A 25,217-nucleotide genomic window follows, 5' to 3' on the forward strand; every position below is an offset into this window, starting at 1 on the left:
CGCGCCGTTACAATCACGCGATGATTCCGCACGACCTCACCTTCGTCCTCGGCGGCGCGCGCTCGGGCAAGAGCGCTCACGCCGAGCGGCTCGCCGCCGACAGCGGCCGCCCCGTCACCTACATCGCGACCGCGATCGCCGCCGATGCCGAATTCGCGCAGCGCATCGCGCATCACCGCGCGCGCCGGCCGGCCGACTGGGGCTTCGCCGATGCCCCCGTCGATCTCGCGGGCACCCTCGCGCGGCTCGACGATCCGCACGCGTGCCTGCTCGTCGACTGCCTGACGCTGTGGCTCACGAACCTGCTGTGCCCGGCCGACGGCGCACCGCTCGACGATGCGCAGTACGCGGCCCAGGCCGACCGTCTCGAGCACGCATTGCGCGGCGCACGCGCGAAGGTGATCGTCGTCAGCAACGAGATCGGGCTCGGCGTCGTGCCGCTCGGGTCGGTCACGCGCCGCTACGTCGACGAACTCGGGCGCCTGAACCAGCGCGTTGCCGCGCTCGCGACGCGCGTGACGCTGCTCGTCGCCGGGTTGCCGCTCGACCTGAAGGCCGGAGCATCGTCATGCTGATGCTGTCGCTGCCCGTCGTCGCGATGCTCGCGGTCGCGGCCGCGATCGTCGACCGCGCACTCGGCGAGCCGGCCGGCTGGCATCCGCTCGTCGCGTTCGGCCGCCTCGCCGCACGCCTCGAAGGCGCGCTGAACACGGGCCGGCGCGGCCGCATGGTCGGCGTCGCCGCGTGGATCGCGGCCGTCGTGCCGCCGGTGGCCGTCGCGGCATGGCTCGTCACCGTGCTGCCGTGGCCGTTCGCGGCCGCGCTGCACGTCGCGCTGTTGTGGTTCGCGCTCGGCGCGAAGAGCCTCGCCGACCATGTCGCGCCGATCGCTGCCGCGCTGCTGCGGCACGACCTCGCCGCCGCCCGCACGCTGACCGCCCGCATCGTGTCGCGCGACACGAGCGACGCGGACGAAGGCGCGCTGTCGCGCGCGGCCGTCGAATCGGCGCTCGAGAACGGCAACGACGCGATCTTCGGCGCGCTCTTCTGGTTCGTCGTCGCGGGCGGTCCCGGCGCACTGCTGTTCCGGCTCGCGAACACGCTCGACGCGATGTGGGGCTACCGCACGCCGCGCTTCCTGACCTTCGGCTGGGCCGCCGCGCGTCTCGACGACGCGCTGAACTGGCTGCCCGCCCGCCTCACGGCCGCGAGCTACGCACTGCTCGGCGACACGGCCGCCGCATGGCACTGCTGGCGCACGCAGGCGCGTCACTGGGACAGCCCGAACGCGGGCCCCGTGATGGCAGCGGGCGCCGGCAGCCTGAACGTGCAGCTCGGCGGTCCGGCCGTCTATCACGGCGAGATCGAGGATCGCCCGGCGCTCGGCACGGGCGCCTCGGCCACCGCCCTTCACATCGTCGCCGCGCTGTCGCTCGTCACGCGCACGCTTGCCCTGTGGCTCGCGCTGCTGGTCGCGAGCGGCGCACTCGCCATGGCCGCCCATCATGTCTGATACCCCCATCGCGCACGGCGGCAACCTGCACGAAGCCGCCCGCCGCCACGGCATTCCGTACGACGCCTGGCTCGACCTGTCGACCGGCATCAATCCGGTCGGCTATCCGGTGCCGCCGGTTCCGGCCGACGCATGGCGGCGGCTGCCCGACGACGGCGACGGCCTCGCGGCTTGCGCCGCGCGGTACTACCGCGCGCCCGATCCCGCACACGTGCTGCCGGTCGCCGGCAGCCAGGCCGCGATCCGCGCGTTGCCCGCGTTGCTGCCGGCCGGCGACGCCGGTGTCGCGGCGCTCGCGTACGGCGAATACGCGCCTGCCTTCGCGCGGCACGGCCATCGCGTCGTGCCGCTCGACATCGGCACCGATACGCTGCCGGCAACGCTGCGCCACGTCATGATCGGGAATCCGAACAATCCGACCGCCGAATTCGTGCCGGCGGAGCGCCTGCTCGGCTGGCATGCGCAACTGGCGGCACGCGGCGGCACGCTGATCGTCGACGAGGCGTTCGCCGATACGGGTGCGTCGCAATCGCTCGCGCCGCAGGTCGATCGCCCGGGGCTCGTCGTGCTGCGCTCGGTCGGCAAGTTCTACGGGCTCGCCGGCATCCGCGCGGGCTTCGTGCTCGCGAGCCCGGAACGGATCGCCGCGCTGCGCGACATGCTCGGCGCGTGGACGGTCGGCGGTCCTGCACGTCATGCCGTGACCGCGGCGTTCGACGATCGCGCGTGGCAGGCTGCCGCCCGCGAACGGCTCGCGGCCGACGGCGAACGACTGGCCGCGCTGCTGCGCGCACACGGCTTCGCGGTTCGTGCAACGCCGCTCTTCAGCTGGACCGACGACCCGCGCGCCGCGGCACTGCACGCGGCGCTCGCGGCGCATGGCATCTGGACGCGGCACTTCCCGGCACCGTCGAGCCTACGCGTCGGCCTGCCGGGCAGCGAAGCCGAATGGCGGCGCCTCGGCGACGCGCTCGCGCACTGCGTGCCGCTGCTGCAACGGGCACCCGCATGAGCCCGCGCAGGTTTCGCCGCCTGGCGCCGGTCGCGATGCTGGCCGCGCTTGCGCACGCGCCGCTCGTCCGCGCCGAAGTCGCGACGCGCGACGATGCCGGCAACACCGTCACGCTGCCCGCCGCCGCGCAACGCGTGATCAGCCTCGCGCCGCACGCGACCGAACTCGTCTACGCGGCCGGCGGTGGGGCGAAGCTCGTCGGCACCGTCACGTACAGCGACTATCCGCCCGCCGCGCAGGCGGTGCCGCGCGTCGGCGACAACAAGGCGCTCGACCTCGAACGGATCGCCGCGCTCAAACCCGACCTGATCGTCGTCTGGCGGCACGGCAACGCCGAGCGGCAGACCGACGCGCTGCGTGCGCTGCATATCCCGCTGTTCTTCAGTGAACCGAAGCATCTCGACGACGTGTCGTCGTCGCTGCGCAGGCTCGGCACGCTGCTCGGCACGCAGCCGGCGGCCGATGTCGCCGCGGCCGCCTATACGCGCGACATCGCGGCACTGCGCACACGCTACGCGGCGCGCGCGCCCGTCACGATGTTCTTCCAGGTCTGGGACCGGCCGCTGACGACGCTCAACGGCACACACCTGATCAACGAGGTGATCGAGCTATGCGGTGGCCGCAACGTGTTCGCATCGCTCAAGCCGCTCGCACCGACCGTCACCGACGAGGCCGTGCTCGCGGCCAATCCGGAAGCGATCGTGACGACGAGCGCCGGCGCGACCCGTTCGAACGAACCGCTGCCGAGCCTGGCGCGCTGGCGCGCGTGGCCCGCGCTGACGGCCGTGACGCGCAACAACCTGTTCGCGATCGACGGCGATCTGCTGACGCGGCCGTCGCCGCGGATCGCACAGGGCGCGGCCGCGCTGTGCGAGGATCTCGATGCCGCGCGGGCACGGCGGCCGGCGCGCTGAGTCACGCGCCGCCGGCGCATTGCGCGCCTATGCGCTCCAGTGCATGACTTCCCATGCTCGCGCGCCGTGGTCCGCCCGCAGCCAGACACCTCCGCCCGTCGGCACCGGCCGCGACAGCAGCGTCTCGAGGGGGACCCGCAATACGTGAGACGCGAACGCGCGGATCACGCCCGCATGCGTGACGACCCATTGCGGTTCATCGAACCGCGCAAGCGCATCGGCCCGCCGTGCCACCCGTTCGACGAGCCGCGCGACGCTTTCGCCGCCGTGCGCACACGCATGCATCAGGTCGGCCGCCCATGCATCGAGCGCCGCGCGATCGATATCGTCCCAGCGCTGCATTTCCCACGCGCCGAAATCCATCTCCTGCCAGTCGGCATCGCACCGCAGCGGCACGTCGAACACCTGCGCGAGCCGCTCGGCAACCGATACGCAGCGCGTCAACGGGCTCGTCCAGACCTGTCGGGGCAACGGCGCGCCGAGCGCCGACAGATGCGCACGCACGGTCCGCGCGCCGGCGTCGGCAGGCGCGGCGAGCGGCACGTCGCTGCGCCCGTAGCAGATGCCCGGCTCGATATCGACGGCCGGATGACGGATCAGGACGACGTCCATCCGAGCACCACGAGATAGATCGCCAGTTCGCACAGTTGCTGCGCGAAGCCGAGACAGTCGCCCGTATAACCGCCGATCCGCTTCACGAAATAGCGGGCTGCCCATGCGCGCACGAGCACGAGCGCCGCGCACACGGCAACGCCCATGCGCCAGTCGGGCCAGAACAGCCAGGGCAATCCGAATACCGCCGCGACGCACGCCGCGCGACCGCCCATCCGCTGCGCGACCGGCTTCGCCTTGCCTTCGGGCCGCACGTAGTCGAGCGTCATCAGCAGGCTCACGGCCGCCGCGCGGCTCGCCGCATGCGCGGCGATCATCGTCCATGCGGCGCGCAGCGGCAGCATCGACGCAAGCGCCTGCCATTTCAGGCCGAGCGTGATCACGAGCGCGACCGCGCCGAACGTGCCGATCCGCGAGTCGTGCATGATGCGCAGCACGTCGTCGCGCGTATAGCCGCCGCCGAACGCATCGCAACTGTCGGCGAGGCCGTCCTCGTGGAACGCGCCGGTCGCGAGCAGGGTTGCCGCCATCGACAGCCCGACCGCGATCGACGGGGGCAGCACCCGCAGCGCGGCGAGATAGACGAGCGCACCCCACGCGCCGACGCACGCGCCGACGAGCGGGAAATAACGCGCGGCCTGGTCGAGATCGCCGGCCGCGTAGCCGATCGAACGCGGCACCGGCACGCGCGTGAAATAGCCGAGCGCGACGAAGAAGTAGCGCAGTTCGGCCCGCACGCCGCGCACGCGATCAGGCGTCACGATTGTCGACGCCGGCCGACTCGAAGCTCGCCATCTCGCTGAGGAAGGCCGCCGCCGCGCGCACGAGCGGCAGCGCGAGCGCCGCCCCCGTGCCTTCGCCGAGCCGCAGGTCGAGCGCGAGCAGCGGCTTCGCGCCGAAATGCTCGAGCATGCGCCGGTGGCCGGCCTCGTGCGACGTATGCGAGAACACGCAGTAGTCGCGCACGCCGGGCACGATGCGTTCGGCGACGAGCAGCGCGGCCGTCGCGATGAAGCCGTCGACGAGAATCGTCATCCGCTCGCTCGCGGCCGCGAGATACGCGCCCGTCATCATCGCGATCTCGAAACCGCCGAACGTCGCGAGCACGTCGAGCGGCGCGATCGCATGCGAATGCTTGACGAGCGCACGGCCGAGCACCGCGCGCTTGTGCGCGAGCCCCTGGTCGTCGAGGCCCGTGCCGCGTCCGACGCATGCGTCGACCGGCACGTCGAGGAGGCGGCTCATCAGGCACGCGGCCGACGACGTGTTCGCGATCCCCATCTCGCCGAAGCCGATCACGTTCGTGCCGAGCGATGCATGCAGGCGCACGCGCGCCGCGCCGGCGGAGAGCGCCGTCGTCGCCTCGTCGCGCGACATCGCCGGCTCCGCCGCGAAGTTGCGCGTGCCGCGCGCGACCGGCAGCGACACCAGCCGGTCCGACAGCGGCAACGGCGACGCGACGCCCGCATCGACGATCTCGAGCGCGCTCTGCGCGACGCCCGAGAACGCGTTGATCGCCGCGCCGCCGGCCAGGAAATTCGCGACCATCTGCGCGGTCACCGCCTGCGGATAAGGGCTGACACCCTCGGCGGCGATCCCGTGATCGCCGGCGAACACGATCGTCACGGGGCGCTGCACGACCGGTCGCTCGGTATGCTGGATCAGGCCGATCTGCAGCGCGAGCGCCTCGAGCTGGCCGAGGCTGCCCGGCGGCTTGGTCTTGTGGTCGATCACATGCTGCAGGCGCGTGCGCAGCGCGTCGTCGAGCGGCGCGATCGCGGGCGGGAAGGGGGTCGAAGTCGTCATCGGGAAGCCGTGTCGTTGGCGCGGCACGCGCCGCGCATCGGAGGAATCGGAAAAGGAAAGGTCATGGTCGCGCAGGCCATGCCGGCAGCAACGCATCGCGGCCGTTCTCGCGGATCAGCACGAGCGGATAGCCGAACGCGTCGCTCGCGCGTTCGGGCGTCAGCACGTCGTGCACGGGGCCGGCCGACGCGCGGCCGCGGCCGTCGAGCAGCAACGCGTGCGTCGCGAAACGCCGCGCGAGATTCAGGTCGTGGCACGAAAACAGCACCGTGCGCGGGCCCCGGTCGAGCCATGCGCCCAGCGCGGTCAGGCAGTCGATCTGGTGATGCAGGTCGAGATGCGCGAGCGGTTCGTCGAGCAGCATCAGCGGCGCATCCTGGCACAGCGTCGCGGCCAGCGCGACCCGCTGCCGCTCGCCGCCCGACAGCGACAATACATCGCGCGACGCGAGTGCGGTCAGATCGAACGTCGCGAGTGCGTCGTACGCGGCCGCGCGATCGCCGTCGCGCTCCCAGCCCCAGCCGCCGAGATACGGATAGCGGTGAAGCAGCACCGTGTCGAGCACCGTCGCGCTGAACGCGTCGTGCAGCTGCTGCGGCATCAGCGCGCGACGCTGCGCGAGGGGCCCGGGCGGCCACGCGACCAGCGGCCGGCCGTCGATCTCGACCTGTCCGCCGGCCGGCGGCTGCAACCCCGCGAGCGTCGCGAGCAGCGTCGTCTTGCCGGCGCCGTTCGGCCCCGCGACGCACCAGATCTCGCCGGGCCGAAACGCCTGCGTGAACCCGTCGAGCAACGTGCGCGCGCCGGCCTTCAGCGTCAGGTCGACGGCCATGCAGCGCAGCTCGCCGCCGCCCGCGCGCAGTGCGGCATCCGTCATCGCATCGGCCTCCTCAACAACATCCACAGGAACACCGGCACGCCGATCAACGCGGTCATCACGCCGACCGGCAACTGCGCGGGCGCGATCGCGGTGCGCGCGAGCAGGTCGGCCGCCATCACGCCGCCGCCGCCCGCGAGCATCGCGGCCGGCAGCAGCATCCGCTGGTCGTTGCCGAACGCGAGCCGCAGCGCATGCGGCACGACGAGGCCGACGAAGCCGATCGTGCCGGCCGTCGTCACCGCGGCCGCGGCCGCCAGCGACGCGACGAGATAGATCCGCACGCGCAGGCGCGCGACGGGCACGCCGAGCGCCTGCGCGGTCGCGTCGCCGCGCAGCAGCACGTTCAGTTGCGGCGCGGCCGGCAGCGCGACGCATGCGGCCAGCAACAGCGCCCCCCATGCGAACCAGGGCGCCGTCACGCCGTTCAGGTCGCCCGTGAGCCAGAAGATGATGCCGCGCAGCCGCGCATCGGGAGCGAGCGACAGCAACAGCGTGACGAGCGCGCCCCACCCGGCCGCGATCACGACGCCGGTGAGCAGCAGGCGCGGCGACGCGTCGCGCGAATCGCCGCGCCACAACGCGCGGCGCGCGAGACCGAGCACGAGCGCGACCGAGACGAGCGAACCGGCGAATGCCGACGCGTCGACGAGCCACCATGCGCCGCCGGCAATCATCGCGACGAGCGCGAAGCCGGCCGCGCCGCCGGACACGCCGAGCACGTACGGTTCCGCAAGCGGGTTGCGCAGCAGCACCTGCAACAGCGCGCCGGCCAGCGCGAGCAGCGCGCCGCACGCGAAGCCGGCGAGCGCGCGCGGCAGACGCAGCGTGCGGACGATCTCGGCGAACAGCGCGTCGCCGCCATGCGGGACGAGCGACACGAGCGCCTGCCACGGCGACATCGGCACGCTGCCGATCGACAGCGACGCGACGAACAGCAGCGCGACCACGGCGGCCAGCGCGGCCCAGATCGCGGCGGCGCGCGCGGCGCTCATGCCGTGCACGGCCGCGCGCATGATGCGCGGCGCATCCGCTCGAGGTGGCCGGCCGGACGTGACGGGGACGCCGCGCGGACGATTGGGGTCAGCATCGAAGAACATTCCGTGAAGCGTTGCGCGCCCCGCCTCCCCGCAGGCCGCGCGTCATGAAACCCGTGCGGGCTTCCCGTCTCGGCCGGTATCCGGGCTGGCGGCGGTCCGGCTCGCCTTCCCGCGCGTTTCACGCGCAGTGGCCCGCGCCCGCGTGCGACACCTGCACGCAAAACGCGCCCGAGCCGGCCTGCGTCGACGGACGCGGCCGCTTACCGTTGCGGGGGCAGCGCAGGTTGGCACGCTCCCGGAGCGCACGCCCTGCTTCCCGTTTAACCGCGCGTGCCACGCGCGAGCACCGAGGCGGCGCCAGTTTAGGAGCCGGTCGCGCGAGCGTCAAGGAAGCATCCGGACACGCACGGGAAGCACCGATTCGCGGCAAGAAGCCGGGGTGTTACGACTGGAAACGTTACAGATGTCGGATTGCGCGTTATTCCGCGCTAAAATGCTGGGTCTTTAGAGGACGCAGCAAATGCTCAACGAACTCGAAACCTTATCTCAAAATATTGGCCGTCTGATTTCGCTGAACAAGCGCTATCACGCGGAACGGCTCGCGCTCGAGGAGCAGGTCGCGCAATTGCGCGCGGAAGCGGACACGGTCCGCGCGGAACTCGCGGCACTGCGCGACGAACGCAATGCGCTCGCGGCCGAGCGCGACACGCTGTCGGCAAAGATCGACGACGCCCAGGTGAAACTGAACGCGATTCTCGAAAAGCTGCCGCGCTCGAAAAGCGCGGAGCAAGCCGACAACCAGCTCGACCTGCTGGATGCGCAGGCACGCCCGGATGGCGATGACGCGGCCAGCCACGGAGAACATGCATGAGCACCAAGCAGATCGAAGTCTCGATTCTCGGTCAGGCCTATCGTCTCGCCTGTTCGGCCGAGACCGAAGCGGCACTGCTCGAGGCCGTCGCGCGCGTCGACGCCGAAATGTCGAAAATCCGCTCGAACAGTTCGGTACGCGGCACCGATCGCATTGCGGTGATGGCGGCGCTGTCGCTCGCATCGGAATTGCTGCGGCTGCAAACGAGCGTGCGGCACGGTGAAGCATTTCCGGCGGAGGAAATCCGTCGTACAATGCACCAGATGAACGAACAGCTCGGCGCGGTGCTCGCACAGCACGAGACGCAGTAACGTTTCAAACGATGCGTCGATTCCCCTTGATCTCGGCGGTCAACGGTGGTCAAATTGGCGCATCGAATCACAGTTCAGTCAGCTTCCCTGCCTGGTTCGCCAAGGTCATATATTCCTTGAACCAATGCCATGTGCACGGTTGCGGAAATTTGTAGCACGGGCGCGCGCGTCACTCTGTCTGATGTACCCGAAGTGCTGCTAACTGCGACCAATTCTGAACCCCAGGTTCAGGATGCCGGCCTAGCGGCCAAGGCGGGGGCCTATCCAACGGCATCGGGCGAGTCCCGGTGCCGTTTTCTTTTGTAGCAGCCCTTTCTGCGTCGATCACGATCCATGCAATACTGGCTGATGAAGTCCGAACCGGACGAAGCAAGCATCGACGATCTCGCCAACGCTCCGCAGCGCTCGCTGCCGTGGACCGGCGTGCGCAATTATCAGGCGCGCAATTTCATGCGCGACACGATGAAGATCGGCGACGGCGTGCTGTTCTATCACTCGAGCTGCCCCGAGCCGGGCATCGCGGGCCTCGCCGAAGTGTCGTCGACACCCTACCCCGATCCCACGCAGTTCGATCCGAAAAGCCCCTACTACGACCCGAAATCGACGCAGGAAGCGCCGCGCTGGCTGCTCGTCGACGTGCGCTACGTGAAGAAGTCGCCGCTCGTGCCGCTTGCCGCACTGCGCGAGCACGACGAACTCGCCGACATGCGCGTGCTGGCCCGGGGCAACCGGTTGTCGATCACACCCGTGACGCGCGCCGAATGGCGCTTCATCACCGAAAAGCTGATGAAGTAGGCGCGCGCCAAAGGTCAAATCTGGTCAGCACGCGCGGCCGGCACGGAACTCGCGGCACTTTTGCGCAGCCTAAGCAACCGCTGTCGGCCGATCGGGCCGGCCGTCGTTTATTTCGTCGCGCGGTACGCCCGCGTCGTGCACGCGTGATCCGCGTGCGCGCCCTCGCACAAGGAGTCCAACAATGACCAAGAAATCCGCTCTCGCGCTGTCGCTCGCCCTCGCCGCCGCCGTTCCCGTCGCGCTGACGCTCGCGTCGCCGGCCGCGCACGCGCAAACCGCCAACCCGCATTTCCCCGAGCCGGCAGGCGTGCTGTCGCTGTCGTCGCAAGCCAGCGCCGACGTGCCGCAGGACATCATCCACATCACGCTGTTCTACGAGCAGCAGGCCAAGGATCCGGGCAGCCTGACGGCGCAGCTGAACCAGCGCGCCGACGCGGCGCTGTCGCAGGCAAAGGGCGTGTCGGGCGTCACCGCACACACGGGTGCATTCTCCGTGTATCCGAGCACCGATCGCGACGGCAAGATTTCCGCGTGGCGCGGCCGTACCGAGGTGGCGCTCGAATCGCGCGATTTCGCCGCGGCGTCGAAGCTCGCGGGCCAGTTGTCGAACCTGATGCAGGTCGCGAACGTCGAGTTCTCGCTGTCGCCTGAAGCGCAGCGCACGGCCGAGCAGAAGCTCACGACCGAGGCGATCAAGTCGTTCCGCGCACGCGCGGACGAAGCCGCGAAGGCATTCGGCTACAGCAGCTACACGATTCGCGACGTGAACGTCGGCAGCGGCCGCAACGTGCAGCCGTACCCGCGCATGATGGCGATGGCCGCGGCGCCGATGGACAGCGCGAAGATGAGCGCGCCGATCGCGGTCGAAGGCGGCAAGGCGACCGTGTCGGTTACCGTCAACGGCTCGGTGCAGATGAAGTAACGCGCCACGCGTTGTCGGAAACGAAAAACGCCGGCCCGAGGGCCGGCGTTTTTTATGCGCCTGCAGATTGCCGATGCGCGCGACGGTTGCGCGCGCATCGATTTCACATTACGCGGCGGCGTTCGCCGCACGGCGGCGATACGCCCAGGCCATCAGCGCGACGCCCGCGAGGATCATCGGCAGCGACAGCCACTGCCCCATCGACAGGCCCAGTGCAAGCAGGCCGAGGAAGTCGTCGGGCTCGCGCGCGAACTCGACCGTGAAACGGGCGAGGCCGTAGCCGATCAGGAACAGCGCGGACACGGCGCCCATCGGCCGCGGCTTGCGCGCGAAGAAAAACAACGCGAAGAACAGCGCGATGCCTTCGAGCGCGATTTCATAGAGCTGCGAAGGATGGCGCGGCAGCATCTGGTATTGCATGAACACGTCGGCGAGATGCCACTGCTCGACGAGCGCCGGATGCTTCGGCAGCCAGGCCGCGTCGTCGCGCATCGCGCCCGGGAACAGCATCGCCCACGGTGCGGCGGGGTCGGTCACGCGGCCCCACAGCTCGCCGTTGATGAAGTTGCCGAGGCGCCCGGCCGCGAGCCCCGTCGGCACCATCGGCGCGACGAAGTCGGTGACCTGCAGCCACGGGCGCTTGCGCTGCCACGCGAACAGCATCATCGCGAGCGTGACGCCGAGGAAGCCGCCGTGAAACGACATGCCGCCCTCCCACACCTTGAACACGTCGAGCGGATGCGAGAAATAGAAATCGGCCTTGTAGAACAACACATAACCGAGCCGGCCGCCGAGCACGGTGCCGAGCACGCCGTAGAACATCATGTCGTCGATGTCCTTCGCGGTCCAGCCCTGCGCGGCGACATGCGGCAGCTTCAGGCGGATCCGGCCGACGACGATCGCCGCGATGAAGCCGACGAGATACATGAGGCCATACCAGCGCACGGCCAGCGGCCCGAGATGGATCGCAACGGGGTCGAAATTCGGGTGAATGATCATGGGTTAGCGAAGAAGTTTTCGAATGCGGTACGGCAGTCGCGCTGCGCAGCACTACGCGGCACCGCGCATTGGACGGCACCGGCGCGCCATCGTTCACGTCACGCGGCGGGGCCGTGCGCGCGCACGACGTCGATGAAGCCGGCCAGCACGGGACTCACGTCGCCCGTGCGCCACACGAGGCCGGTCTCGACGACCGGCGCGTGCCCGGCAAGCGGCCGGTAGACCACACCGGTGCGCCGCAGGTTACGCAGCGATTGCGGCACCAGTGCGACGCCCATGCCGGCCGACACGAGGCTGACGATCGTCTGCATCTGGATCGCCTCCTGGCCGATGCGCGGGGTTTCCCCCGCCGCGCCGTAGCAGCCCGTAATGATGTCATAAAAGCCGGGCGCCAAACGGCGCGGAAAGATCACGAGCGGCAGCGCGGCCACTTCGGCGAGGTGCACGGGCACGTCTTCGGCCGCATCGGATGCCGCGGCGGGCATCGCGACCACCAGCGGCTCGCGCACCACGGGCAGGTACGACAGGCCGGCTGCGTGGCGCGGCGGCACCGGTGGAATGACGAGTCCCGCGTCGATGCGCCCGGCGACGAGTTCGTCGATCTGCACGTCGCTCGTCGCCTCCGCGAGCTGCAGGCGCACCTGCGGATAGCGTGCGCCGAACGCGCGCAGCAGCGACGGCAGCAGCCCGTAATCCGCGGTCGACACGAACGCGAGCGACAGCGAGCCGGCCTCGCCGCGCGCGAGCCGCCGCGCGAGCGGCGGCAGCGCATCGGCCGATGCCAGCAGCCGGCGCACGTCGGGCAACAGCGCCGCGCCGACCGCCGTCAGCGCCACCGAACGCTTGGTGCGCACGAACAACGCGACGCCCAGCGCGTCCTCGAGCGCGCGGATCGCCTGCGACAGCGGCGGCTGCGTCATCGACAGGCGCTCGGCCGCGCGGCCGAAATGGCGTTCGTCGGCCACGGTCGCGAAATAACGCCACTGGCGCAAGTCGGGTGTCGGATCGGCCATGCTTGACTCATTCGCAAAAAGACTTAATAGGCGACAAATAATATATTGGACATCCCAATCCGGAAACTCCATTCTTGATTGACCCAAACCGGCGCGCCCTCACGAGCGACGCCCACACAACGATGGAGCCCCCCATGTCGTACAACCGTCGCTCGAAGCACATCACGCAAGGCGTGGCCCGTTCGCCGAACCGCTCGATGTATTACGCACTCGGCTACCAGAAGGACGATTTCGACAAGCCGATGATCGGCATCGCGAACGGCCATTCGACGATCACGCCATGCAATTCCGGCCTGCAGCGCCTGTCGGACGCGGCCGTCGAGGCCGTGAAGGCGTCCGGCGCGAATCCGCAGATCTTCGGCACGCCGACGATTTCGGACGGCATGTCGATGGGCACCGAGGGGATGAAGTACTCGCTCGTGTCGCGCGAGGTGATCGCCGACTGCATCGAGACCTGCGTGCAGGGCCAATGGATGGACGGCGTGGTGGTGGTCGGCGGCTGCGACAAGAACATGCCGGGCGGCATGATCGCGCTCGCGCGCCTGAACGTGCCGGGCATCTACGTGTACGGCGGCACGATCCGCCCGGGCAACTGGAAGGGCCGCGACCTGACGATCGTGTCGTCGTTCGAGGCCGTCGGCGAATTCACCGCGGGCCGGATGTCGCAGGAGGACTTCGAAGGGGTCGAGAAGAACGCGTGCCCGACGTCGGGCTCGTGCGGCGGCATGTACACCGCGAACACGATGAGCTCGTCGTTCGAGGCGCTCGGCATGTCGCTGCTGTATTCGTCGACGATGGCGAACCCCGACCAGGAGAAGGTCGATTCGGCCGCCGAATCGGCGCGGGTGCTCGTCGAGGCCGTGAAGCGCGACCTGAAGCCGCGCGACATCATCACGAAGGAAGCGATCGAGAACGCCGTGTCGGTGATCATGGCCACGGGCGGCTCGACCAATGCGGTGCTGCACTATCTCGCGATCGCGCACGCGGCCGAGGTCGACTGGACGATCGACGATTTCGAGCGCATCCGCAAGCGCGTGCCCGTGATCTGCGACCTGAAGCCGTCAGGGAAGTATGTGGCGACCGACCTGCACCGCGCCGGCGGGATTCCGCAGGTGCTGAAGATCCTGCTCGACGCGGGACTGCTGCACGGCGACTGCATGACGATCACCGGTCGCACGATCGCCGACGAACTGAAGGACGTGCCGAGCGTGCCGCGCGCCGACCAGGACGTGATCTTCCCGATCGACCGCGCGCTGTACCAGGAAGGCCACCTGGCGATCCTGAAGGGCAATCTCGCGGAAGACGGCGCGGTCGCTAAGATCACCGGCCTGAAGAACCCGGTGATCACCGGCCCGGCCCGCGTGTTCGACGACGAACAGAGCGCGATGGATGCGATCCTCGGCGACCGGATCCGCGCGGGCGACATCCTCGTGCTGCGCTATCTCGGCCCGCAAGGCGGCCCCGGCATGCCGGAAATGCTCGCGCCGACCTCCGCGATCATCGGCAAGGGGCTCGGCGAATCGGTCGGCTTCATCACGGACGGCCGCTTCTCGGGCGGCACCTGGGGCATGGTGGTCGGCCACGTCGCGCCGGAGGCGTTCGTCGGCGGCACGATCGCGCTCGTGCAGGAAGGCGACTCGATCACGATCGACGCGCACCGGCTGCTGCTGCAGCTGAATGTGGACGACGCGGAGCTCGCACGACGCCGCGCCGCATGGCGCCAGCCGGCGCCCCGCTATACGCGCGGCGTGCTCGCGAAATTCGCGGCGCTCGCCCGGCCGGCGAACCAGGGGGCCGTTACGGGGTGACGTGAGCGCGTCGCGGCATGCGGCCCCAACAGGCACGGCCGCCGGGGAACGCGCAAAACGCGCCTTCCCTTTGCTTCTATAATGCGCGGACCATGAGGCCGGCTGTCCCCGCCGGCGGAGAACCGCATGAAACAGACGATATTGCGCGCGCTGCTCGTGACGCTGCTGGCCGGCGGCGCGGCCGCCGCGCGTGCCGACCAGGCCGACGGGCTCGCGCTGGCGCAGCGCAAGAACTGCATGGCCTGCCACGCGGTGACCAAGCCGCTGATGGGCCCGTCGTTCCACGATATCGCCGGCAAGTACGCGGCACGCGGCGACGCCGTCGACTACCTGGCCCAATCGATCGTGAAAGGCAGCGTCGGCGTATGGGGCAGCGTGCCGATGCCCGCCAATACGCAACTGACGAATACCGAAGCCCATACGCTCGCGCAATGGGTGCTGTCGGTGCGCTGATCCGGATGCCCCGGACACCGGTCGCCGTTGTGCCGCGCGTTTGCCGTCAGGCGGCCCTGCACCGGCCGGCCGGTGCCTTGACGGCCACCTTACCGGCACTTGCCGGGACCGCCCCCTCTTTTCCGCCGCGGAGCGACCGCGCGTTCAGCCGGAATGGCCGGCGCGGCGGCGTGCGATCTCTTCATCGACCGCGTCGCGGACCCAGTCCATGACCTCGGTCTCCAGCGCGAGCGCCACCTCGCGCGTGACCTGCCCGACGAGCCAGGCCGAATGCTCATGCAGCGCGTCGCGACAGCGTTCCTCGATCGCGTCGCGACCCGCTCCGGTCAGATAGTTCGTCAGCCGATTGCGCAGGCGCTCGGCGATGTGCTGCGCATCCTCCGGCGTCAGCCCTGCTGCCGCGGCGGTATCCGGCATCGCCGTTTCAGGCGCCGGCCCGGCCGCTTCGTGCGCCATCGCGGCGAGCGCGTGCCGCGGCACGGTGTCGTCGGCCAGCGACGACCGCAGCGGTGCATTCATCGCCGCCGTGTCTTCGGCGACCACATGCTCCGTGGCGCCGGTTTCGGCCGGCGCATCGGTTTCGCCCATCGCGGCCGCCTCGGCCGTTGCCACGTCGCCCGGCAACGCGATCGCCGACACGTGCGGCGTCGGCACCGGCTCGACCACGACGGCTTCGGGGTCGGCCCCGATTTTCATGGCATCGCCCGGTGCGATCACGTCAGTGAGCACCGGAATCGCCGTGCGCTCGTGCGGCTGCGACGCGCCGGGCGCGGACGCGCGCGCCGGCACCGGCTTGCCCGGCACCAGCACGTCGGTCAGCGTCGGGATCGAGGATGAATCGGCTTGTGTCACGGCAACACTCCGTCGACGGTTGCGGCTAGCTGCCTTGCTTGTAGTTGTTCAGCGCGTATCCGCGGTCGCGGTAGAACCGGTAGCGGTCGCGGCCCGCGGCCAGCTCGTCCGGCGCATTGCCGACCACTTCGAGCAGACGCTCGAAGCGGGCGAACTGCGCGGGCACGGCCGCGCCGAGGTTCAGCAGCACGTGGTGATGCGGCGCGCGGTCGAGATCGGCCGCCAGCACGATCGGCGTGCCGGCTGCGTGCTCGCTGTCGACGCCGCAATGCGGGATGAAATCGAGCGGCGAGAACGTCCAGAGCCGCTCGTCGAGCGCGCGCAGGCGCGCGGGCTCGGCGAGCACGACGACCGGCTGCCCGGCCTGGTAGGCCTTGCGCAGCAGCCGGCACGCGTACGCGAGCGAATCGCCGACGTTCGAGTGGAAATCGATCCGCGTCATTGCCCGCGTACCCGCATCGTCGTCTGCACCGCCATCACTGGCCGGCGCGGTCGATCAGGAACTGCGCGAGCAACGGCACCGGACGGCCCGTCGCCCCCTTCGCCGCGCCGCCCTTCCACGCGGTGCCCGCGATGTCGAGGTGGGCCCACGGGTAGCTGTCGGTGAAGCGCGACAGGAAACACGCGGCCGTCACCGCGCCGGCCGGACGGCCGCCGATGTTCGCGAGATCCGCGAAGTTCGACTTCAGCTGGTCCTGGTACTCGTCGTCGAGCGGCATGCGCCACGCCGGATCGTTCGCCTCGCGCGACGCGTCGAGCAGTTCGCCCGCGAGCGCGTCGTCGGTCGAGAACAGGCCGCTGTTGTGGCCGCCCAGCGCGATCACGCACGCGCCCGTCAGCGTCGCGACGTCGATCACCGCCGCCGGCTTGAAGCGCTCGGCATACGTGAGCGCATCGCACAGGATCAGGCGGCCTTCGGCGTCGGTATTCAGCACTTCGATCGTCAGGCCCTTCATGCTGGTGACGATATCGCCCGGCTTCGTCGCGTTGCCGCCCGGCATGTTCTCGCAGGTCGGCACGATCGCGACGACGTTGATCTTCAGCCCCATCTCGGCGACCGCGCGCATCGTGCCGAGCACGGAGCCGGCGCCGCACATGTCGTACTTCATCTCGTCCATGCCCTCGCCCGGCTTCAGCGAGATGCCGCCCGTGTCGAACGTGATGCCCTTGCCGACCAGCACGACCGGCGCGGCCTTCGCGGCGGCGCCCTGGTAGTGCAGCACGATGAACTGGGGCGGCTCGACCGACGCACGCGCGACCGACAGGAACGAGCCCATCTTCAGCGCCTGGATCTGCTTGAGCCCGAGGACTTCGGCCTTCAGGCCCCAATCCTTCGCGATCTTCTTCGCGGTGTTGCCGAGGTAGGTCGGCGTGCAGACGTTGCCGGGCAGGTTGCCGAGGTCGCGGGTCAGATCCATCCCGTTCGCGAGCGCGACGGCCTGCTTGACCGCGACCTTCGCGGCCTTCTCGTCGGCCGGGTCGACGCTGAACACGACGCGCTTGAGCGTGTGCGACGCCGGTTCCGGCTTGCTCTTCATCTGCGTGAAGCGGTAGGTCTCGTTGCGCAGCGCGAGAATCGCCGCACGCACGCCCCAGTCGGAGCTGCGCTCGTCGACCGGCAGTTGCGCGAGCGAGAACGTGACCTGGACGACCTTGGTCGCCAGCAGCGCGCGCCACGCGGCCGTCACCGCGTCGTTATAGGCTTTCTGATTGAAAGCATCCTGTTTGCCGAGGCCGACGAGCAGCACGCGCGACGCGCCGATGCCCGACACTTCGTGCAGGAACAGCGTCTTGCCGCGCTTGCCGTCCATGTCGCCGGCCTTCACCATGCGCGAAATCAGCCCCTTGGTGGCCGTGTCGATGTCGAGCGCCGCGCCCGAAAGCGTCTGCGCCTCGAAGATGCCGAGCACGATGCAGTCGGACTTCCCGGTCAGGAACCCCTTGGCCTCGCCTTTGCTCCAATCACAGCCTTTTATGCTAAAGTCCATCGCGCTTGTCCTCGGATAAAATCTGGGCTAAGGATGAAAGCCGCAATTATCCGCTATTTTTCCCGTGGCGGCGCGAGCGCTCCACCACGCGTGCGCCGCCTCCCGCCCTCTTCTCATCAAGAATGATCTTCGAACGCTCCCTCCAGCGCGAGCTTGCGTATACGGCTGGCGCCGTGTTCATGGTGCTGCTCACGATCATGCTCACGACGATGATGATCCGCATCGTCGGCTACGCCGCGTCCGGTGAAATCGATCCGCGGGACGTGCTCGTGCTGATCGGCCTGACCGTGATCGGCTATCTCGCCGTGATGCTCGTCGTCACGCTGTTCGTGTCGATCCTGTTCGTGCTGACCCGGTGGTACCGGGACTCCGAAATGGTGGTGTGGCTCGCGTCGGGCGTGAGCCTCACGCGCCTCATCAAGCCGATCGGCGTGTTCGCCACGCCGATCGTCCTGCTGATCGCCTTCTTCGCGTTCGTCGGCTGGCCGTGGTCGAACCAGCAGAGCAAGATGATCAAGGCACGCTTCCAGCAGCGCGACGAGATCTCGCTGCTCGCGCCGGGCCAGTTCCGCGAGTCGGCCGCGAACCACCGCGTGTTCTTCATCGAGAAGATGACGCCCGACCAGAGCAAGGTGCAGAACGTGTTCGTCACGTCGACCGAGAACGGCAAGGTCAACGTGGTCGTGTCGCAGACGGGTCATACGGAGACGCGCGACGGCAGCCGTTTCGTCGTCCTGGAAGACGGCCGCCGCTACGACGGCACGCCCGGCCAGCCGAACTTCAAGATCATGGAGTTCGAGCGCTACGGCGTGAAGATCACCAGCACCCCGGTCACCAACGTGCCGACCACCAACAGCACGCCGACGCCCGACCTGCTGCGCAACCCGACGCGCGACAACCTCGCGGAATTCGCGTGGCGCGCGGGGCTGCCGCTGATCGCGATCAACCTGATGGTCCTCGGCATTCCGCTGTCGTACCAGAACCCGCGCCGCAGCCGCACGATCAACCTCGTGATGGCCGTGCTGATCTACCTTACTTACTCGAACCTGCTGAACGTCGTGCAGGCGCAGATCGAGCAGGGCAAGATGTCGTTCGGCGTGGGCCTCGTCGGCCTGCACCTGGTCGTCGCGGCGATCGTCGCGTTCATCTTCTGGTTGCGCGTGCGCAATCGTCCGTTATTGACACGCGCGCTGTTCGGCCGCTCGGGAGCATGATCGATGCGGCTCTATGAAAAGTACTTCGCGCGACAGATCTACGTCACGTTCATCTTCATCCTGTTCGCGTTCTCGGGCCTGTTCTTCTTCTTCGACCTGATCAGCGAACTGAACTCGGTCGGGCACGGGAACTACAAGTTCGGCTACGCGGTGCTGCGCGTCGCGCTGCAGACGCCGTCGCGCTTCTACGAGATCATCCCGGTCGCCGCGCTGATCAGCGCGATCTACGTGTTCGCGCAGATGGCCGCGAACTCGGAATTCACGATCTTCCGCGTGTCGGGCCTCGCGACCAACCAGGCGCTGCGCTCGCTGCTGAAAATCGGCGTGCCGCTCGTGATCGTCACCTACCTGATCGGCGAATTCGTCGGCCCGTACGCCGACCAGCTGTCCGAACGCGTGCGGCTGCAGGCGCTCGGCGCATCGGTATCGTCGAACTTCCAGTCGGGCGTGTGGGTGAAGGACACGCTCGCGGCCCGCGAAAACGGCGAGCAGGTCACGCGCTTCGTCAACGTCGGCAGCCTGTCGCCCGACTCGACGATCAGCAACGTGCGCATCTACGAATTCGACTCGAAGTTCCAGCTGCAGAACGTCCGGATCGCGCAGACGGGCCGCTACGAGCCGCCCGGCCACTGGCTGCTGAAGGGCGTCACCGAGACGGAGCTCACGCCGATCAAGCCGGTCAGCGGCCAGCCGGCCGACGCGCTGAACCCCGTGTACCGGTCGCAGCAGGTGTCGCTGCCCGAATACCGGCTGCGCTCGGACCTGACGCCGCAGATCCTGTCGGTGCTGCTCGTGTCGCCGGAGCGCATGTCGCTCATCAACCTGTTCCGCTACATCCAGCACTTGCGCGAGAATCAGCAGGACACCCAGCGCTACGACATCGCGCTGTGGCGCAAGCTGCTGTATCCGTTCGCGGTGTTCGTGATGCTCGTGCTGTCGCTGCCGTTCGCGTACCTGCACACGCGCGCGGGTGTGGTCGGCGTGAAGGTGTTCGGCGGCATCATGCTCGGCATGAGCTTCCAGCTGCTCAACACGCTGTTCTCGCACATCGGCACGCTGAACACGTGGCCCGCGCCGCTCACCGCGGCGACCCCGGGCCTGATCTATCTCGCGCTCGGCCTGTTCGCGCTCAAGTGGGTCGACCGGCACTGAGTGCCGCATGACGACGGAGGCATCGACATGAGTTCGCACGGCATCGTCCTGTTCGGCCACGGCGCCCGCGATCCGCGCTGGGCCGAGCCGTTCGAGCGGCTCGCCGCGCGGCTGCGCGGCGCAGGCTCCGCTGCCCCGCGCGTGTCGCTCGCGTTCCTCGAGCTGATGACGCCGTCGCTCGCCGACGCCGTTGCCGCGCAAGTCGCCGCCGGCTGCACGCGCATCACCGTGGTGCCCGTGTTCTTCGGCCAGGGCGGCCATGTCCGCCGCGACCTGCCGCAGCTCGTCGATGCCTGCCGCACCGCGCATCCGGCGGTCGAGATCCGCTGCGCGACGGCCGTCGGCGAAGACGACGGCGTGCTCGACGCGATCGCACGCTACTGTCTCGGCCAGCTCGGCGACGACGCCTGAGCGAATCCGCCGCCCCAAACAAAAAAGCGCCGGCTTCGAAAGCCGGCGCTTTTTTTACGCCCGCGAACCGGCGGCAATCCGGCAGCAATCGCTACCTCGCTTGGCCGCGCCGCGCGCGCGACTCAAGCGGCACTGCGCAACGCGTCGCTGTCTTTTGCGAGCCGCACGCGCTCGGCGAATGCATCGCCGATCATCAGCAGGCTCGGTTCGGCGGGATCGAGCCACGCCTGCGCGTCGCCCGCCGCCATCTGCGCGAGCGTCAGCGTCAGCGAGCGCTCGCGCACGGTGCTGCATGCCTCGACGATCGCGACGGGTGTCGCCGGCGCCCGGCCGGCGTCGATCAGCTCCTGCGCGATGCCGGGCGCCCTGTCGCGGCCCATGTAGTAGACGATCGAATCGGCGCGCGCGGCTTCGCGAATCTCGTCGCTGCCCGGCGCGCGACTGTGCGTCGCGAACGCGACGCTGCGCGACACACCGCGCAACGTCAGCGATCGCTTCAGCGTCGCGGCGCCGGCCAGCGCCGCGGTGATGCCCGGCACGACCTCGTAGTCGATGCCGGCCGCCTCGAGCGCACGCATTTCCTCTTCGGCGCGGCCGAACAGCATCGGATCGCCGCCCTTCAGCCGCACGACGCACGCGTGTTCGCGCGCCGCATCGACGATCTGCTTGTTGATGAAATGCTGCGCGGTCGAGCGCTGCCCGCAGCGCTTGCCGACCGCGATCTTTCGCGCGTTCGGCGCGTAGTCGAGCATCGCCGGCTCGACGAGCGCGTCGTGCAGCACGACGTCGGCTTGCTCGAGCAGCCGCATGCCGCGCACCGTGATGAGGTCGGCCGCGCCCGGCCCTGCTCCGATCAGATACACCTTGCCCATGTTTGTCGCTTCGCTTCGTCCTTGCGGACGTTTGCGGGCGGCCCGCGCCGCCGTGCGGCGGCGCGGTTCGCCGCGCAGATTGACGATTACGCCGAGAACGCCCGGATCATGCCGGCGGCGACCGTGTGGTGCGTCGCCTCATCGATCAGCACGAACGCGCCGGTGCCCGGGTGCGCATCGTACGTGTCGCAGACGATCGGCTTCTGCAGCGTCAGCGCGACGCGGCCGATGTCGTTCATCTTCAGGTCCTGACGGTCGGTCGCGTGCGACAGCGTATGCACGTCGAGCACCTGCTTGACCGCGCCGATCTTCGCGAACACCGTGCTCGTGGTCTGCTTCAGCAGGTACTTGCGCTGCGGCGACAGTGGCGCTTCGTCGAACCAGCACAGGTCGGCCTCGAGCTTCTTCGCCGGCTCGACCGGCTCGGCGGTCGTGACGAACATGTCGCCGCGCGACACGTCGACATCTTCCTCGAGGCGGATCGTCACCGTCTGGCCCGCGAACGCGTGCGCGACCGACGCGGTGCCGCCCGGCACCGGCGCGACGATCTCGGCGATCGTTGCCGTGCGGTTCGACGGCAGCACGACGATCTCGTCGCCCACCTTCACTTCGCCCGACTCGATCCGGCCCATGTAGCCGCGGAAGTCGTCGGCCGAGCTGCCGTCCTGGCGCGCGACCCACTGCACCGGGAAGCGCAGCGCGTCATGCGCCTGCGTCTCGACCGGCAGCGACTCGAGCACGTCGAGGAGCGGCTCGCCCGCGTACCACGGCATGCGCTCGCTCGCGCCGACGATGTTGTCGCCCTTCAGCGCCGACACCGGCACGAAGCGCACGTCGGTCAGGCCGAGCTGCTTCGCGAGCGCCACGTACGCATCGCGGATCTCGTTGAAGCGCGCCTCGCTGTGGTCGACGAGGTCCATCTTGTTGATCGCGACGATCACGTGCTGCAGCCCCAGCAGCTTGACGATCGCGCTGTGGCGCTTGGTCTGCGGCAACAGTTCCGCGACGCCGTTCTCGATCGTCACGCGCGTCGCGTCGATCAGGATGATCGCCGCGTGCGCGGTCGACGCGCCGGTCACCATGTTGCGCGTGTACTGCTCGTGGCCCGGCGTGTCGGCGATGATGAACTTGCGCTTCGCGGTCGCGAAATAGCGGTACGCGACGTCGATCGTGATGCCCTGCTCGCGCTCGGCTTCCAGCCCGTCGGTCAGCAGCGCGAGGTCGAGCTCGTCGCCGACGGTGCGCTTGTTCTTCGCACGCGACAGCGCGGACAGCTGGTCGGACAGCACGGCCTTGCTGTCGTACAGCAGGCGGCCGATCAGCGTGCTCTTGCCGTCGTCGACGCTGCCTGCGGTGATGAAGCGCAGCACGCCGAGGTCTTCGGTGTTCTCGATGATGCTCATGATGTGAATGTCCTCGTGTGCTTCAGAAATAACCTTGCTTCTTGCGCTGTTCCATCGCGGCTTCGGAGGCCTGGTCGTCCATCCGGGTCGCGCCGCGCTCGGTGATCTCGGTCACCGCCGTCTCGGCGATGATCTTCTCGACGTCGTCCGCATCGCTCTCGACCGGGCACGTGCAGCTGATGTCGCCGACCGTGCGGAAGCGCACCTGCGCGAACTCGCTCGACTCGCCTTCACGCATCGGCGTGAGCGGCGTGACGGGCACGAGCAGCCCGTTGCGGCGCACGATCTCGCGCTGATGCGCGTAGTAGATCGACGGCAGTTCGAGGTTCTCGCGCGCGATGTACTGCCACACGTCGAGCTCGGTCCAGTTCGAGATCGGGAACACGCGCAGGTGCTCGCCCTTGTGCAGGCGGGCGTTGTACAGGCTCCACAGTTCCGGGCGCTGCGCCTTCGGATCCCACTGGCCGAATTCGTCGCGGAACGAGAAGATCCGTTCCTTCGCACGCGCCTTCTCTTCGTCGCGGCGCGCGCCGCCGATCAGCGCGGTGTAGCCGTGCGCCTCGATCGTCTCGAGCAGCGTGACGGCCTGCGCGGCGTTGCGCGAATCGGTCTCGCGGCGCAGCACGACCGTGCCGCGCTTGATCGAATCCTCGACGTGCCCGACGACCAGCTCGGCGCCCAGTTCCTGCGCGCGGCGGTCGCGGAAGTCGATCACTTCCTCGTAGTTGTGGCCCGTGTCGATGTGCACGAGCGGGAACGGCAGCGTCGTCTTGCGGTTCGCGCCGAGGCCGAACGCTTTCAGGGCCAGATGCAGCACGACGACCGAATCCTTGCCGCCCGAGAACAGCAGCGCCGGCTTGCTGCACTCGGCAACCAGCTCGCGCAGGATGTGGATCGACTCGGCTTCGAGCCAGTCGAGGTGGCCCATGCGGCTGTCCGCGCCGGAGGCCGGGGCAAAGGCGGATTGCTCGAGCGTCGTGCTCATGATTTCAGTCCTTCTCTTCTGGGTTCGTGCCGCCCGCTGTCGCGGGCGGCGCAATAGTCAGTTTCTTGTAGGCGTTCAGTGCGCGGCGCCAGCATCGGCCGCCGCGGGAATCGGCGTGATCGAGATGTGCAGGCCGCATTCCTTCGTATCGCGCGATTCCCACCACCAGCGGCCCGCCCGGCTGTCCTCGCCGGGACGGATCGCCCGCGTGCACGGCTCGCAGCCGATGCTCGGGTAGCCGCGAGCATGCAGCGGGTTGACCGGCACGTCAAACGCGTCGAGGTACGCCCATACGTCGGCTTCCGTCCAGTCGGCCAGCGGGTTGTACTTCGCGATCCCGCGCGCTTCGTCCTGTTCTTCCTCGTGCAGCTCGGCCCGCGTGACCGACTGCTCGCGGCGCTGGCCGGTGACCCACGCGCCGACGTCGGCCAGCGCGCGGTTCAGCGGCTCGACCTTGCGGATGTGGCAGCACGACTTGCGCAGCTCGACGCTCTCGTAGAACGCGTTCAGGCCGTGCTCCGCGACATACTGGTCGACCGCGTCCTGCCGCGGGTGGAACTGCTCGATCTCGTAGCCGTAGCGCTCGCGCACGCGGTCGATCATGCCGAGCGTTTCCGCGTGCAGGCGGCCCGTATTCAGCGAGAAGATGCCGATCGACACGCCCTTCGACAGGATCGCGTGCGTGAGCAGCATGTCTTCCGCCGCGAGGCTGCTCGCGAACTTCACCTTGTCGTGACGGGCGCCGATCCGCGCGAGCAGCGCGTCGAGGCGCTCGACCTTCGCGGCGAGTGCCGGCGTCAGCGCGGTGGCGGTGCTCATGCGCTCACCTTCGCGTCGGGCGTCGCTACGTCGGGCGTCGCTACGTCGGCCGCGCGGCGGCGGAACAGCGGCGCCGGCTCGTCGAACGCGCCCTGGTAACGCTGCGTGAATTCCGCGAACGCGTTCAGCGCGTCGTGGATGTCCTTGTCGGCGCGCACCGCGAATGCGTCGAAGCCGCAACGCGACAGGTACAGCAGCTGGTCGCGCAGCACGTCGCCAATCGCGCGCAGCTCGCCCGTCCAGCCGTGACGCTCGCGCAACAGGCGCGCGATGCTGTAACCGCGGCCGTCCGCGAAGCGCGGGAAATCGACGGCGATCAGCGAAATCGCGCCGAAATCGGCCGCGAGATCGGCCGGCTCGCTGTCCGGCGCGAGCCACACGCCGAGTTCGTCCTTCGTCTTCGCGGCGACGAGCGCCGCGCGCTCGGCCTGCCAAAACGCGAACGGCACCAGCACCTTGCCGGCCGGCAATGCGTCGACCGCGGGCAGCGCACCGTCTTCCGCCGCGCGCACGACCTGCCATGCGTCGTCGATCACTGCGCGGTTCTTGATAATCGAAGCCATCTGCAAATTCCT

General features: G+C 69.1%; 28 protein-coding genes, 1 other RNA gene and 1 riboswitch. Of the genes, 14 read left to right on the top strand and 15 right to left on the bottom strand.

Features of this window, described 5'->3' with window-relative positions; all coding sequences use genetic code 11:
* The first annotated feature begins 20 nt into the window (after positions 1-20).
* The 4 genes from cobU to WJ12_RS12330 are packed head-to-tail and all read left to right on the top strand — an operon-like array spanning position 21 to position 3,439.
* A complete protein-coding gene (gene cobU / locus WJ12_RS12315; RefSeq protein WP_034186263.1) occupies positions 21-575 on the top strand; it encodes a bifunctional adenosylcobinamide kinase/adenosylcobinamide-phosphate guanylyltransferase in 555 nt (184 codons plus the stop codon).
* Positions 569-1,513, top strand: a complete 945-nt coding sequence (gene cbiB / locus WJ12_RS12320; RefSeq protein ID WP_034186264.1) for an adenosylcobinamide-phosphate synthase CbiB — start codon at positions 569-571, stop codon at positions 1,511-1,513. Before cobU ends, cbiB begins: the two co-directional genes overlap by 7 nt.
* Positions 1,506-2,525, top strand: coding sequence for a threonine-phosphate decarboxylase CobD (gene cobD, locus WJ12_RS12325; RefSeq protein WP_059560365.1), 1,020 nt, complete (start codon positions 1,506-1,508; stop codon positions 2,523-2,525). The genes cbiB and cobD overlap by 8 nt, the downstream gene beginning before the upstream one ends.
* On the top strand, positions 2,522-3,439 hold the full coding sequence (locus tag WJ12_RS12330; protein ID WP_059560362.1) for a cobalamin-binding protein: 918 nt from the start codon (positions 2,522-2,524) through the stop codon (positions 3,437-3,439). Before cobD ends, WJ12_RS12330 begins: the two co-directional genes overlap by 4 nt.
* 27 nt (positions 3,440-3,466) lie before the next feature.
* On the opposite strand, the gene cobC is transcribed toward WJ12_RS12330, so the two are convergent.
* From cobC to WJ12_RS12355, 5 genes are all read right to left on the bottom strand, one after another.
* Positions 3,467-4,051: an alpha-ribazole phosphatase gene (gene cobC, locus WJ12_RS12335; protein WP_059560360.1), complete on the bottom strand. Its 585-nt coding sequence runs from the start codon at positions 4,049-4,051 to the stop codon at positions 3,467-3,469.
* A complete protein-coding gene (locus tag WJ12_RS12340; RefSeq protein WP_034186268.1) occupies positions 4,036-4,812 on the bottom strand; it encodes an adenosylcobinamide-GDP ribazoletransferase in 777 nt (258 codons plus the stop codon). Before WJ12_RS12340 ends, cobC begins: the two co-directional genes overlap by 16 nt.
* Entirely contained in the window at positions 4,802-5,857 is a 1,056-nt protein-coding gene (cobT, locus tag WJ12_RS12345; protein WP_059560357.1) for a nicotinate-nucleotide--dimethylbenzimidazole phosphoribosyltransferase, read from the bottom strand. The genes WJ12_RS12340 and cobT overlap by 11 nt, the downstream gene beginning before the upstream one ends.
* A gap of 61 nt (positions 5,858-5,918) precedes the next feature.
* Positions 5,919-6,734: an ABC transporter ATP-binding protein gene (locus WJ12_RS12350; RefSeq protein WP_059560354.1), complete on the bottom strand. Its 816-nt coding sequence runs from the start codon at positions 6,732-6,734 to the stop codon at positions 5,919-5,921.
* Positions 6,731-7,729 (bottom strand): FecCD family ABC transporter permease, encoded by a 999-nt coding sequence (locus WJ12_RS12355; RefSeq protein WP_059560352.1) that lies wholly within the window; start codon positions 7,727-7,729, stop codon positions 6,731-6,733. The genes WJ12_RS12350 and WJ12_RS12355 overlap by 4 nt, the downstream gene beginning before the upstream one ends.
* Before the next feature lie 159 nt (positions 7,730-7,888).
* Positions 7,889-8,140: riboswitch (cobalamin riboswitch) on the bottom strand.
* Positions 8,141-8,294: 154 nt separating this feature from the next.
* Between WJ12_RS12355 and WJ12_RS12360 the strand changes: the two genes are divergently transcribed.
* The 5 genes from WJ12_RS12360 to WJ12_RS12380 all read left to right on the top strand — a co-directional run bounded on the left by WJ12_RS12360 (position 8,295) and on the right by WJ12_RS12380 (position 10,673).
* Positions 8,295-8,645, top strand: a complete 351-nt coding sequence (locus WJ12_RS12360) for an ATPase (protein WP_034186271.1) — start codon at positions 8,295-8,297, stop codon at positions 8,643-8,645.
* Positions 8,642-8,956 (top strand): cell division protein ZapA, encoded by a 315-nt coding sequence (locus WJ12_RS12365; protein WP_011352906.1) that lies wholly within the window; start codon positions 8,642-8,644, stop codon positions 8,954-8,956. The genes WJ12_RS12360 and WJ12_RS12365 overlap by 4 nt, the downstream gene beginning before the upstream one ends.
* 81 nt (positions 8,957-9,037) lie before the next feature.
* A non-coding RNA gene (ssrS, locus tag WJ12_RS12370) (6S RNA) lies at positions 9,038-9,219 on the top strand.
* A gap of 70 nt (positions 9,220-9,289) precedes the next feature.
* Positions 9,290-9,751: an EVE domain-containing protein gene (locus tag WJ12_RS12375; RefSeq protein WP_034178770.1), complete on the top strand. Its 462-nt coding sequence runs from the start codon at positions 9,290-9,292 to the stop codon at positions 9,749-9,751.
* Positions 9,752-9,932: 181 nt separating this feature from the next.
* Positions 9,933-10,673, top strand: coding sequence for an SIMPL domain-containing protein (locus WJ12_RS12380; protein WP_034186272.1), 741 nt, complete (start codon positions 9,933-9,935; stop codon positions 10,671-10,673).
* A 108-nt stretch (positions 10,674-10,781) separates the two neighbouring features.
* On the opposite strand, the gene lgt is transcribed toward WJ12_RS12380, so the two are convergent.
* Together lgt and WJ12_RS12390 are read right to left on the bottom strand one after the other, a co-directional pair.
* On the bottom strand, positions 10,782-11,672 hold the full coding sequence (gene lgt / locus WJ12_RS12385) for a prolipoprotein diacylglyceryl transferase (protein WP_034186273.1): 891 nt from the start codon (positions 11,670-11,672) through the stop codon (positions 10,782-10,784).
* A 98-nt stretch (positions 11,673-11,770) separates the two neighbouring features.
* Complete coding sequence (locus WJ12_RS12390; RefSeq protein ID WP_034186274.1) at positions 11,771-12,685, bottom strand: LysR family transcriptional regulator; 915 nt, start codon at positions 12,683-12,685, stop codon at positions 11,771-11,773.
* Positions 12,686-12,819: 134 nt separating this feature from the next.
* Here WJ12_RS12390 and ilvD point away from each other — a divergent pair, with 134 nt between their 5' ends.
* A complete protein-coding gene (ilvD, locus tag WJ12_RS12395; protein ID WP_034186275.1) occupies positions 12,820-14,493 on the top strand; it encodes a dihydroxy-acid dehydratase in 1,674 nt (557 codons plus the stop codon).
* Between the two features lie 126 nt (positions 14,494-14,619).
* Entirely contained in the window at positions 14,620-14,946 is a 327-nt protein-coding gene (locus WJ12_RS12400) for a c-type cytochrome (protein WP_059560349.1), read from the top strand.
* Between the two features lie 144 nt (positions 14,947-15,090).
* On the opposite strand, the gene WJ12_RS12405 is transcribed toward WJ12_RS12400, so the two are convergent.
* Genes WJ12_RS12405 through WJ12_RS12415 form a run of 3 tightly spaced genes read right to left on the bottom strand, consistent with a single transcriptional unit; the run spans position 15,091 to position 17,786 of the window.
* Complete coding sequence (locus WJ12_RS12405; protein WP_059560347.1) at positions 15,091-15,798, bottom strand: DUF2486 family protein; 708 nt, start codon at positions 15,796-15,798, stop codon at positions 15,091-15,093.
* 25 nt (positions 15,799-15,823) lie between these two features.
* A complete protein-coding gene (locus WJ12_RS12410) occupies positions 15,824-16,240 on the bottom strand; it encodes a DNA polymerase III subunit chi (RefSeq protein ID WP_021160787.1) in 417 nt (138 codons plus the stop codon).
* A gap of 34 nt (positions 16,241-16,274) precedes the next feature.
* A complete protein-coding gene (locus WJ12_RS12415) occupies positions 16,275-17,786 on the bottom strand; it encodes a leucyl aminopeptidase (protein ID WP_034186278.1) in 1,512 nt (503 codons plus the stop codon).
* Between the two features lie 122 nt (positions 17,787-17,908).
* On the opposite strand from WJ12_RS12415, the gene lptF reads away from it, so the two are divergent.
* From lptF to WJ12_RS12430, 3 genes are read left to right on the top strand one after another with little or no spacing between them, the layout of a single operon-like run.
* On the top strand, positions 17,909-19,000 hold the full coding sequence (gene lptF, locus WJ12_RS12420; RefSeq protein ID WP_034186279.1) for an LPS export ABC transporter permease LptF: 1,092 nt from the start codon (positions 17,909-17,911) through the stop codon (positions 18,998-19,000).
* A gap of 3 nt (positions 19,001-19,003) precedes the next feature.
* Positions 19,004-20,152: an LPS export ABC transporter permease LptG gene (lptG, locus tag WJ12_RS12425; RefSeq protein WP_034186280.1), complete on the top strand. Its 1,149-nt coding sequence runs from the start codon at positions 19,004-19,006 to the stop codon at positions 20,150-20,152.
* 27 nt (positions 20,153-20,179) lie between these two features.
* Positions 20,180-20,563 (top strand): sirohydrochlorin chelatase, encoded by a 384-nt coding sequence (locus tag WJ12_RS12430; RefSeq protein WP_059560410.1) that lies wholly within the window; start codon positions 20,180-20,182, stop codon positions 20,561-20,563.
* Positions 20,564-20,685: 122 nt separating this feature from the next.
* On the opposite strand, the gene cobA is transcribed toward WJ12_RS12430, so the two are convergent.
* The 5 genes from cobA to WJ12_RS12455 all read right to left on the bottom strand — a co-directional run bounded on the left by cobA (position 20,686) and on the right by WJ12_RS12455 (position 25,205).
* Positions 20,686-21,435 carry a uroporphyrinogen-III C-methyltransferase gene (cobA, locus tag WJ12_RS12435; protein WP_059560344.1) on the bottom strand — a complete coding sequence of 250 codons (750 nt, stop codon included), beginning with the start codon at positions 21,433-21,435 and terminating at the stop codon, positions 20,686-20,688.
* 86 nt (positions 21,436-21,521) lie between these two features.
* Positions 21,522-22,838, bottom strand: coding sequence for a sulfate adenylyltransferase subunit 1 (locus tag WJ12_RS12440; protein WP_034186282.1), 1,317 nt, complete (start codon positions 22,836-22,838; stop codon positions 21,522-21,524).
* Positions 22,839-22,860: 22 nt separating this feature from the next.
* A complete protein-coding gene (gene cysD / locus WJ12_RS12445) occupies positions 22,861-23,823 on the bottom strand; it encodes a sulfate adenylyltransferase subunit CysD (RefSeq protein WP_034186283.1) in 963 nt (320 codons plus the stop codon).
* A 75-nt stretch (positions 23,824-23,898) separates the two neighbouring features.
* Positions 23,899-24,642, bottom strand: a complete 744-nt coding sequence (locus WJ12_RS12450) for a phosphoadenylyl-sulfate reductase (RefSeq protein ID WP_059560341.1) — start codon at positions 24,640-24,642, stop codon at positions 23,899-23,901.
* On the bottom strand, positions 24,639-25,205 hold the full coding sequence (locus WJ12_RS12455) for a DUF934 domain-containing protein (protein WP_059560340.1): 567 nt from the start codon (positions 25,203-25,205) through the stop codon (positions 24,639-24,641). Before WJ12_RS12455 ends, WJ12_RS12450 begins: the two co-directional genes overlap by 4 nt.
* Positions 25,206-25,217 lie beyond the last annotated feature (12 nt).

Source organism: Burkholderia seminalis, assembly GCF_001718535.1.
In the GTDB taxonomy this organism is placed as follows: domain Bacteria; phylum Pseudomonadota; class Gammaproteobacteria; order Burkholderiales; family Burkholderiaceae; genus Burkholderia; species Burkholderia seminalis.

What these genes read in the sequence shown, in the direction of transcription:
- WJ12_RS12450 (WP_059560341.1), bottom strand. Translation starts at nt 24,642, where the DNA reads ATGAGCACCGCCACCGCGCTGACGCCGGCACTCGCCGCGAAGGTCGAG.
- WJ12_RS12375 (WP_034178770.1), top strand. Translation starts at nt 9,290, where the DNA reads ATGCAATACTGGCTGATGAAGTCCGAACCGGACGAAGCAAGCATCGAC.
- WJ12_RS12380 (WP_034186272.1), top strand. Translation starts at nt 9,933, where the DNA reads ATGACCAAGAAATCCGCTCTCGCGCTGTCGCTCGCCCTCGCCGCCGCC.
- WJ12_RS12365 (WP_011352906.1), top strand. Translation starts at nt 8,642, where the DNA reads ATGAGCACCAAGCAGATCGAAGTCTCGATTCTCGGTCAGGCCTATCGT.
- WJ12_RS12330 (WP_059560362.1), top strand. Translation starts at nt 2,522, where the DNA reads ATGAGCCCGCGCAGGTTTCGCCGCCTGGCGCCGGTCGCGATGCTGGCC.
- WJ12_RS12455 (WP_059560340.1), bottom strand. Translation starts at nt 25,205, where the DNA reads ATGGCTTCGATTATCAAGAACCGCGCAGTGATCGACGACGCATGGCAG.
- lptG (WP_034186280.1), top strand. Translation starts at nt 19,004, where the DNA reads ATGCGGCTCTATGAAAAGTACTTCGCGCGACAGATCTACGTCACGTTC.
- cobC (WP_059560360.1), bottom strand. Translation starts at nt 4,051, where the DNA reads ATGGACGTCGTCCTGATCCGTCATCCGGCCGTCGATATCGAGCCGGGC.
- lgt (WP_034186273.1), bottom strand. Translation starts at nt 11,672, where the DNA reads ATGATCATTCACCCGAATTTCGACCCCGTTGCGATCCATCTCGGGCCG.
- cobU (WP_034186263.1), top strand. Translation starts at nt 21, where the DNA reads ATGATTCCGCACGACCTCACCTTCGTCCTCGGCGGCGCGCGCTCGGGC.
- lptF (WP_034186279.1), top strand. Translation starts at nt 17,909, where the DNA reads ATGATCTTCGAACGCTCCCTCCAGCGCGAGCTTGCGTATACGGCTGGC.
- WJ12_RS12390 (WP_034186274.1), bottom strand. Translation starts at nt 12,685, where the DNA reads ATGGCCGATCCGACACCCGACTTGCGCCAGTGGCGTTATTTCGCGACC.
- WJ12_RS12415 (WP_034186278.1), bottom strand. Translation starts at nt 17,786, where the DNA reads ATGGACTTTAGCATAAAAGGCTGTGATTGGAGCAAAGGCGAGGCCAAG.
- ilvD (WP_034186275.1), top strand. Translation starts at nt 12,820, where the DNA reads ATGTCGTACAACCGTCGCTCGAAGCACATCACGCAAGGCGTGGCCCGT.
- cobA (WP_059560344.1), bottom strand. Translation starts at nt 21,435, where the DNA reads ATGGGCAAGGTGTATCTGATCGGAGCAGGGCCGGGCGCGGCCGACCTC.
- WJ12_RS12440 (WP_034186282.1), bottom strand. Translation starts at nt 22,838, where the DNA reads ATGAGCATCATCGAGAACACCGAAGACCTCGGCGTGCTGCGCTTCATC.
- WJ12_RS12350 (WP_059560354.1), bottom strand. Translation starts at nt 6,734, where the DNA reads ATGACGGATGCCGCACTGCGCGCGGGCGGCGGCGAGCTGCGCTGCATG.
- cbiB (WP_034186264.1), top strand. Translation starts at nt 569, where the DNA reads ATGCTGATGCTGTCGCTGCCCGTCGTCGCGATGCTCGCGGTCGCGGCC.
- cobT (WP_059560357.1), bottom strand. Translation starts at nt 5,857, where the DNA reads ATGACGACTTCGACCCCCTTCCCGCCCGCGATCGCGCCGCTCGACGAC.
- WJ12_RS12355 (WP_059560352.1), bottom strand. Translation starts at nt 7,729, where the DNA reads ATGAGCGCCGCGCGCGCCGCCGCGATCTGGGCCGCGCTGGCCGCCGTG.
- cysD (WP_034186283.1), bottom strand. Translation starts at nt 23,823, where the DNA reads ATGAGCACGACGCTCGAGCAATCCGCCTTTGCCCCGGCCTCCGGCGCG.
- WJ12_RS12360 (WP_034186271.1), top strand. Translation starts at nt 8,295, where the DNA reads ATGCTCAACGAACTCGAAACCTTATCTCAAAATATTGGCCGTCTGATT.
- WJ12_RS12410 (WP_021160787.1), bottom strand. Translation starts at nt 16,240, where the DNA reads ATGACGCGGATCGATTTCCACTCGAACGTCGGCGATTCGCTCGCGTAC.
- WJ12_RS12430 (WP_059560410.1), top strand. Translation starts at nt 20,180, where the DNA reads ATGAGTTCGCACGGCATCGTCCTGTTCGGCCACGGCGCCCGCGATCCG.
- WJ12_RS12400 (WP_059560349.1), top strand. Translation starts at nt 14,620, where the DNA reads ATGAAACAGACGATATTGCGCGCGCTGCTCGTGACGCTGCTGGCCGGC.
- cobD (WP_059560365.1), top strand. Translation starts at nt 1,506, where the DNA reads ATGTCTGATACCCCCATCGCGCACGGCGGCAACCTGCACGAAGCCGCC.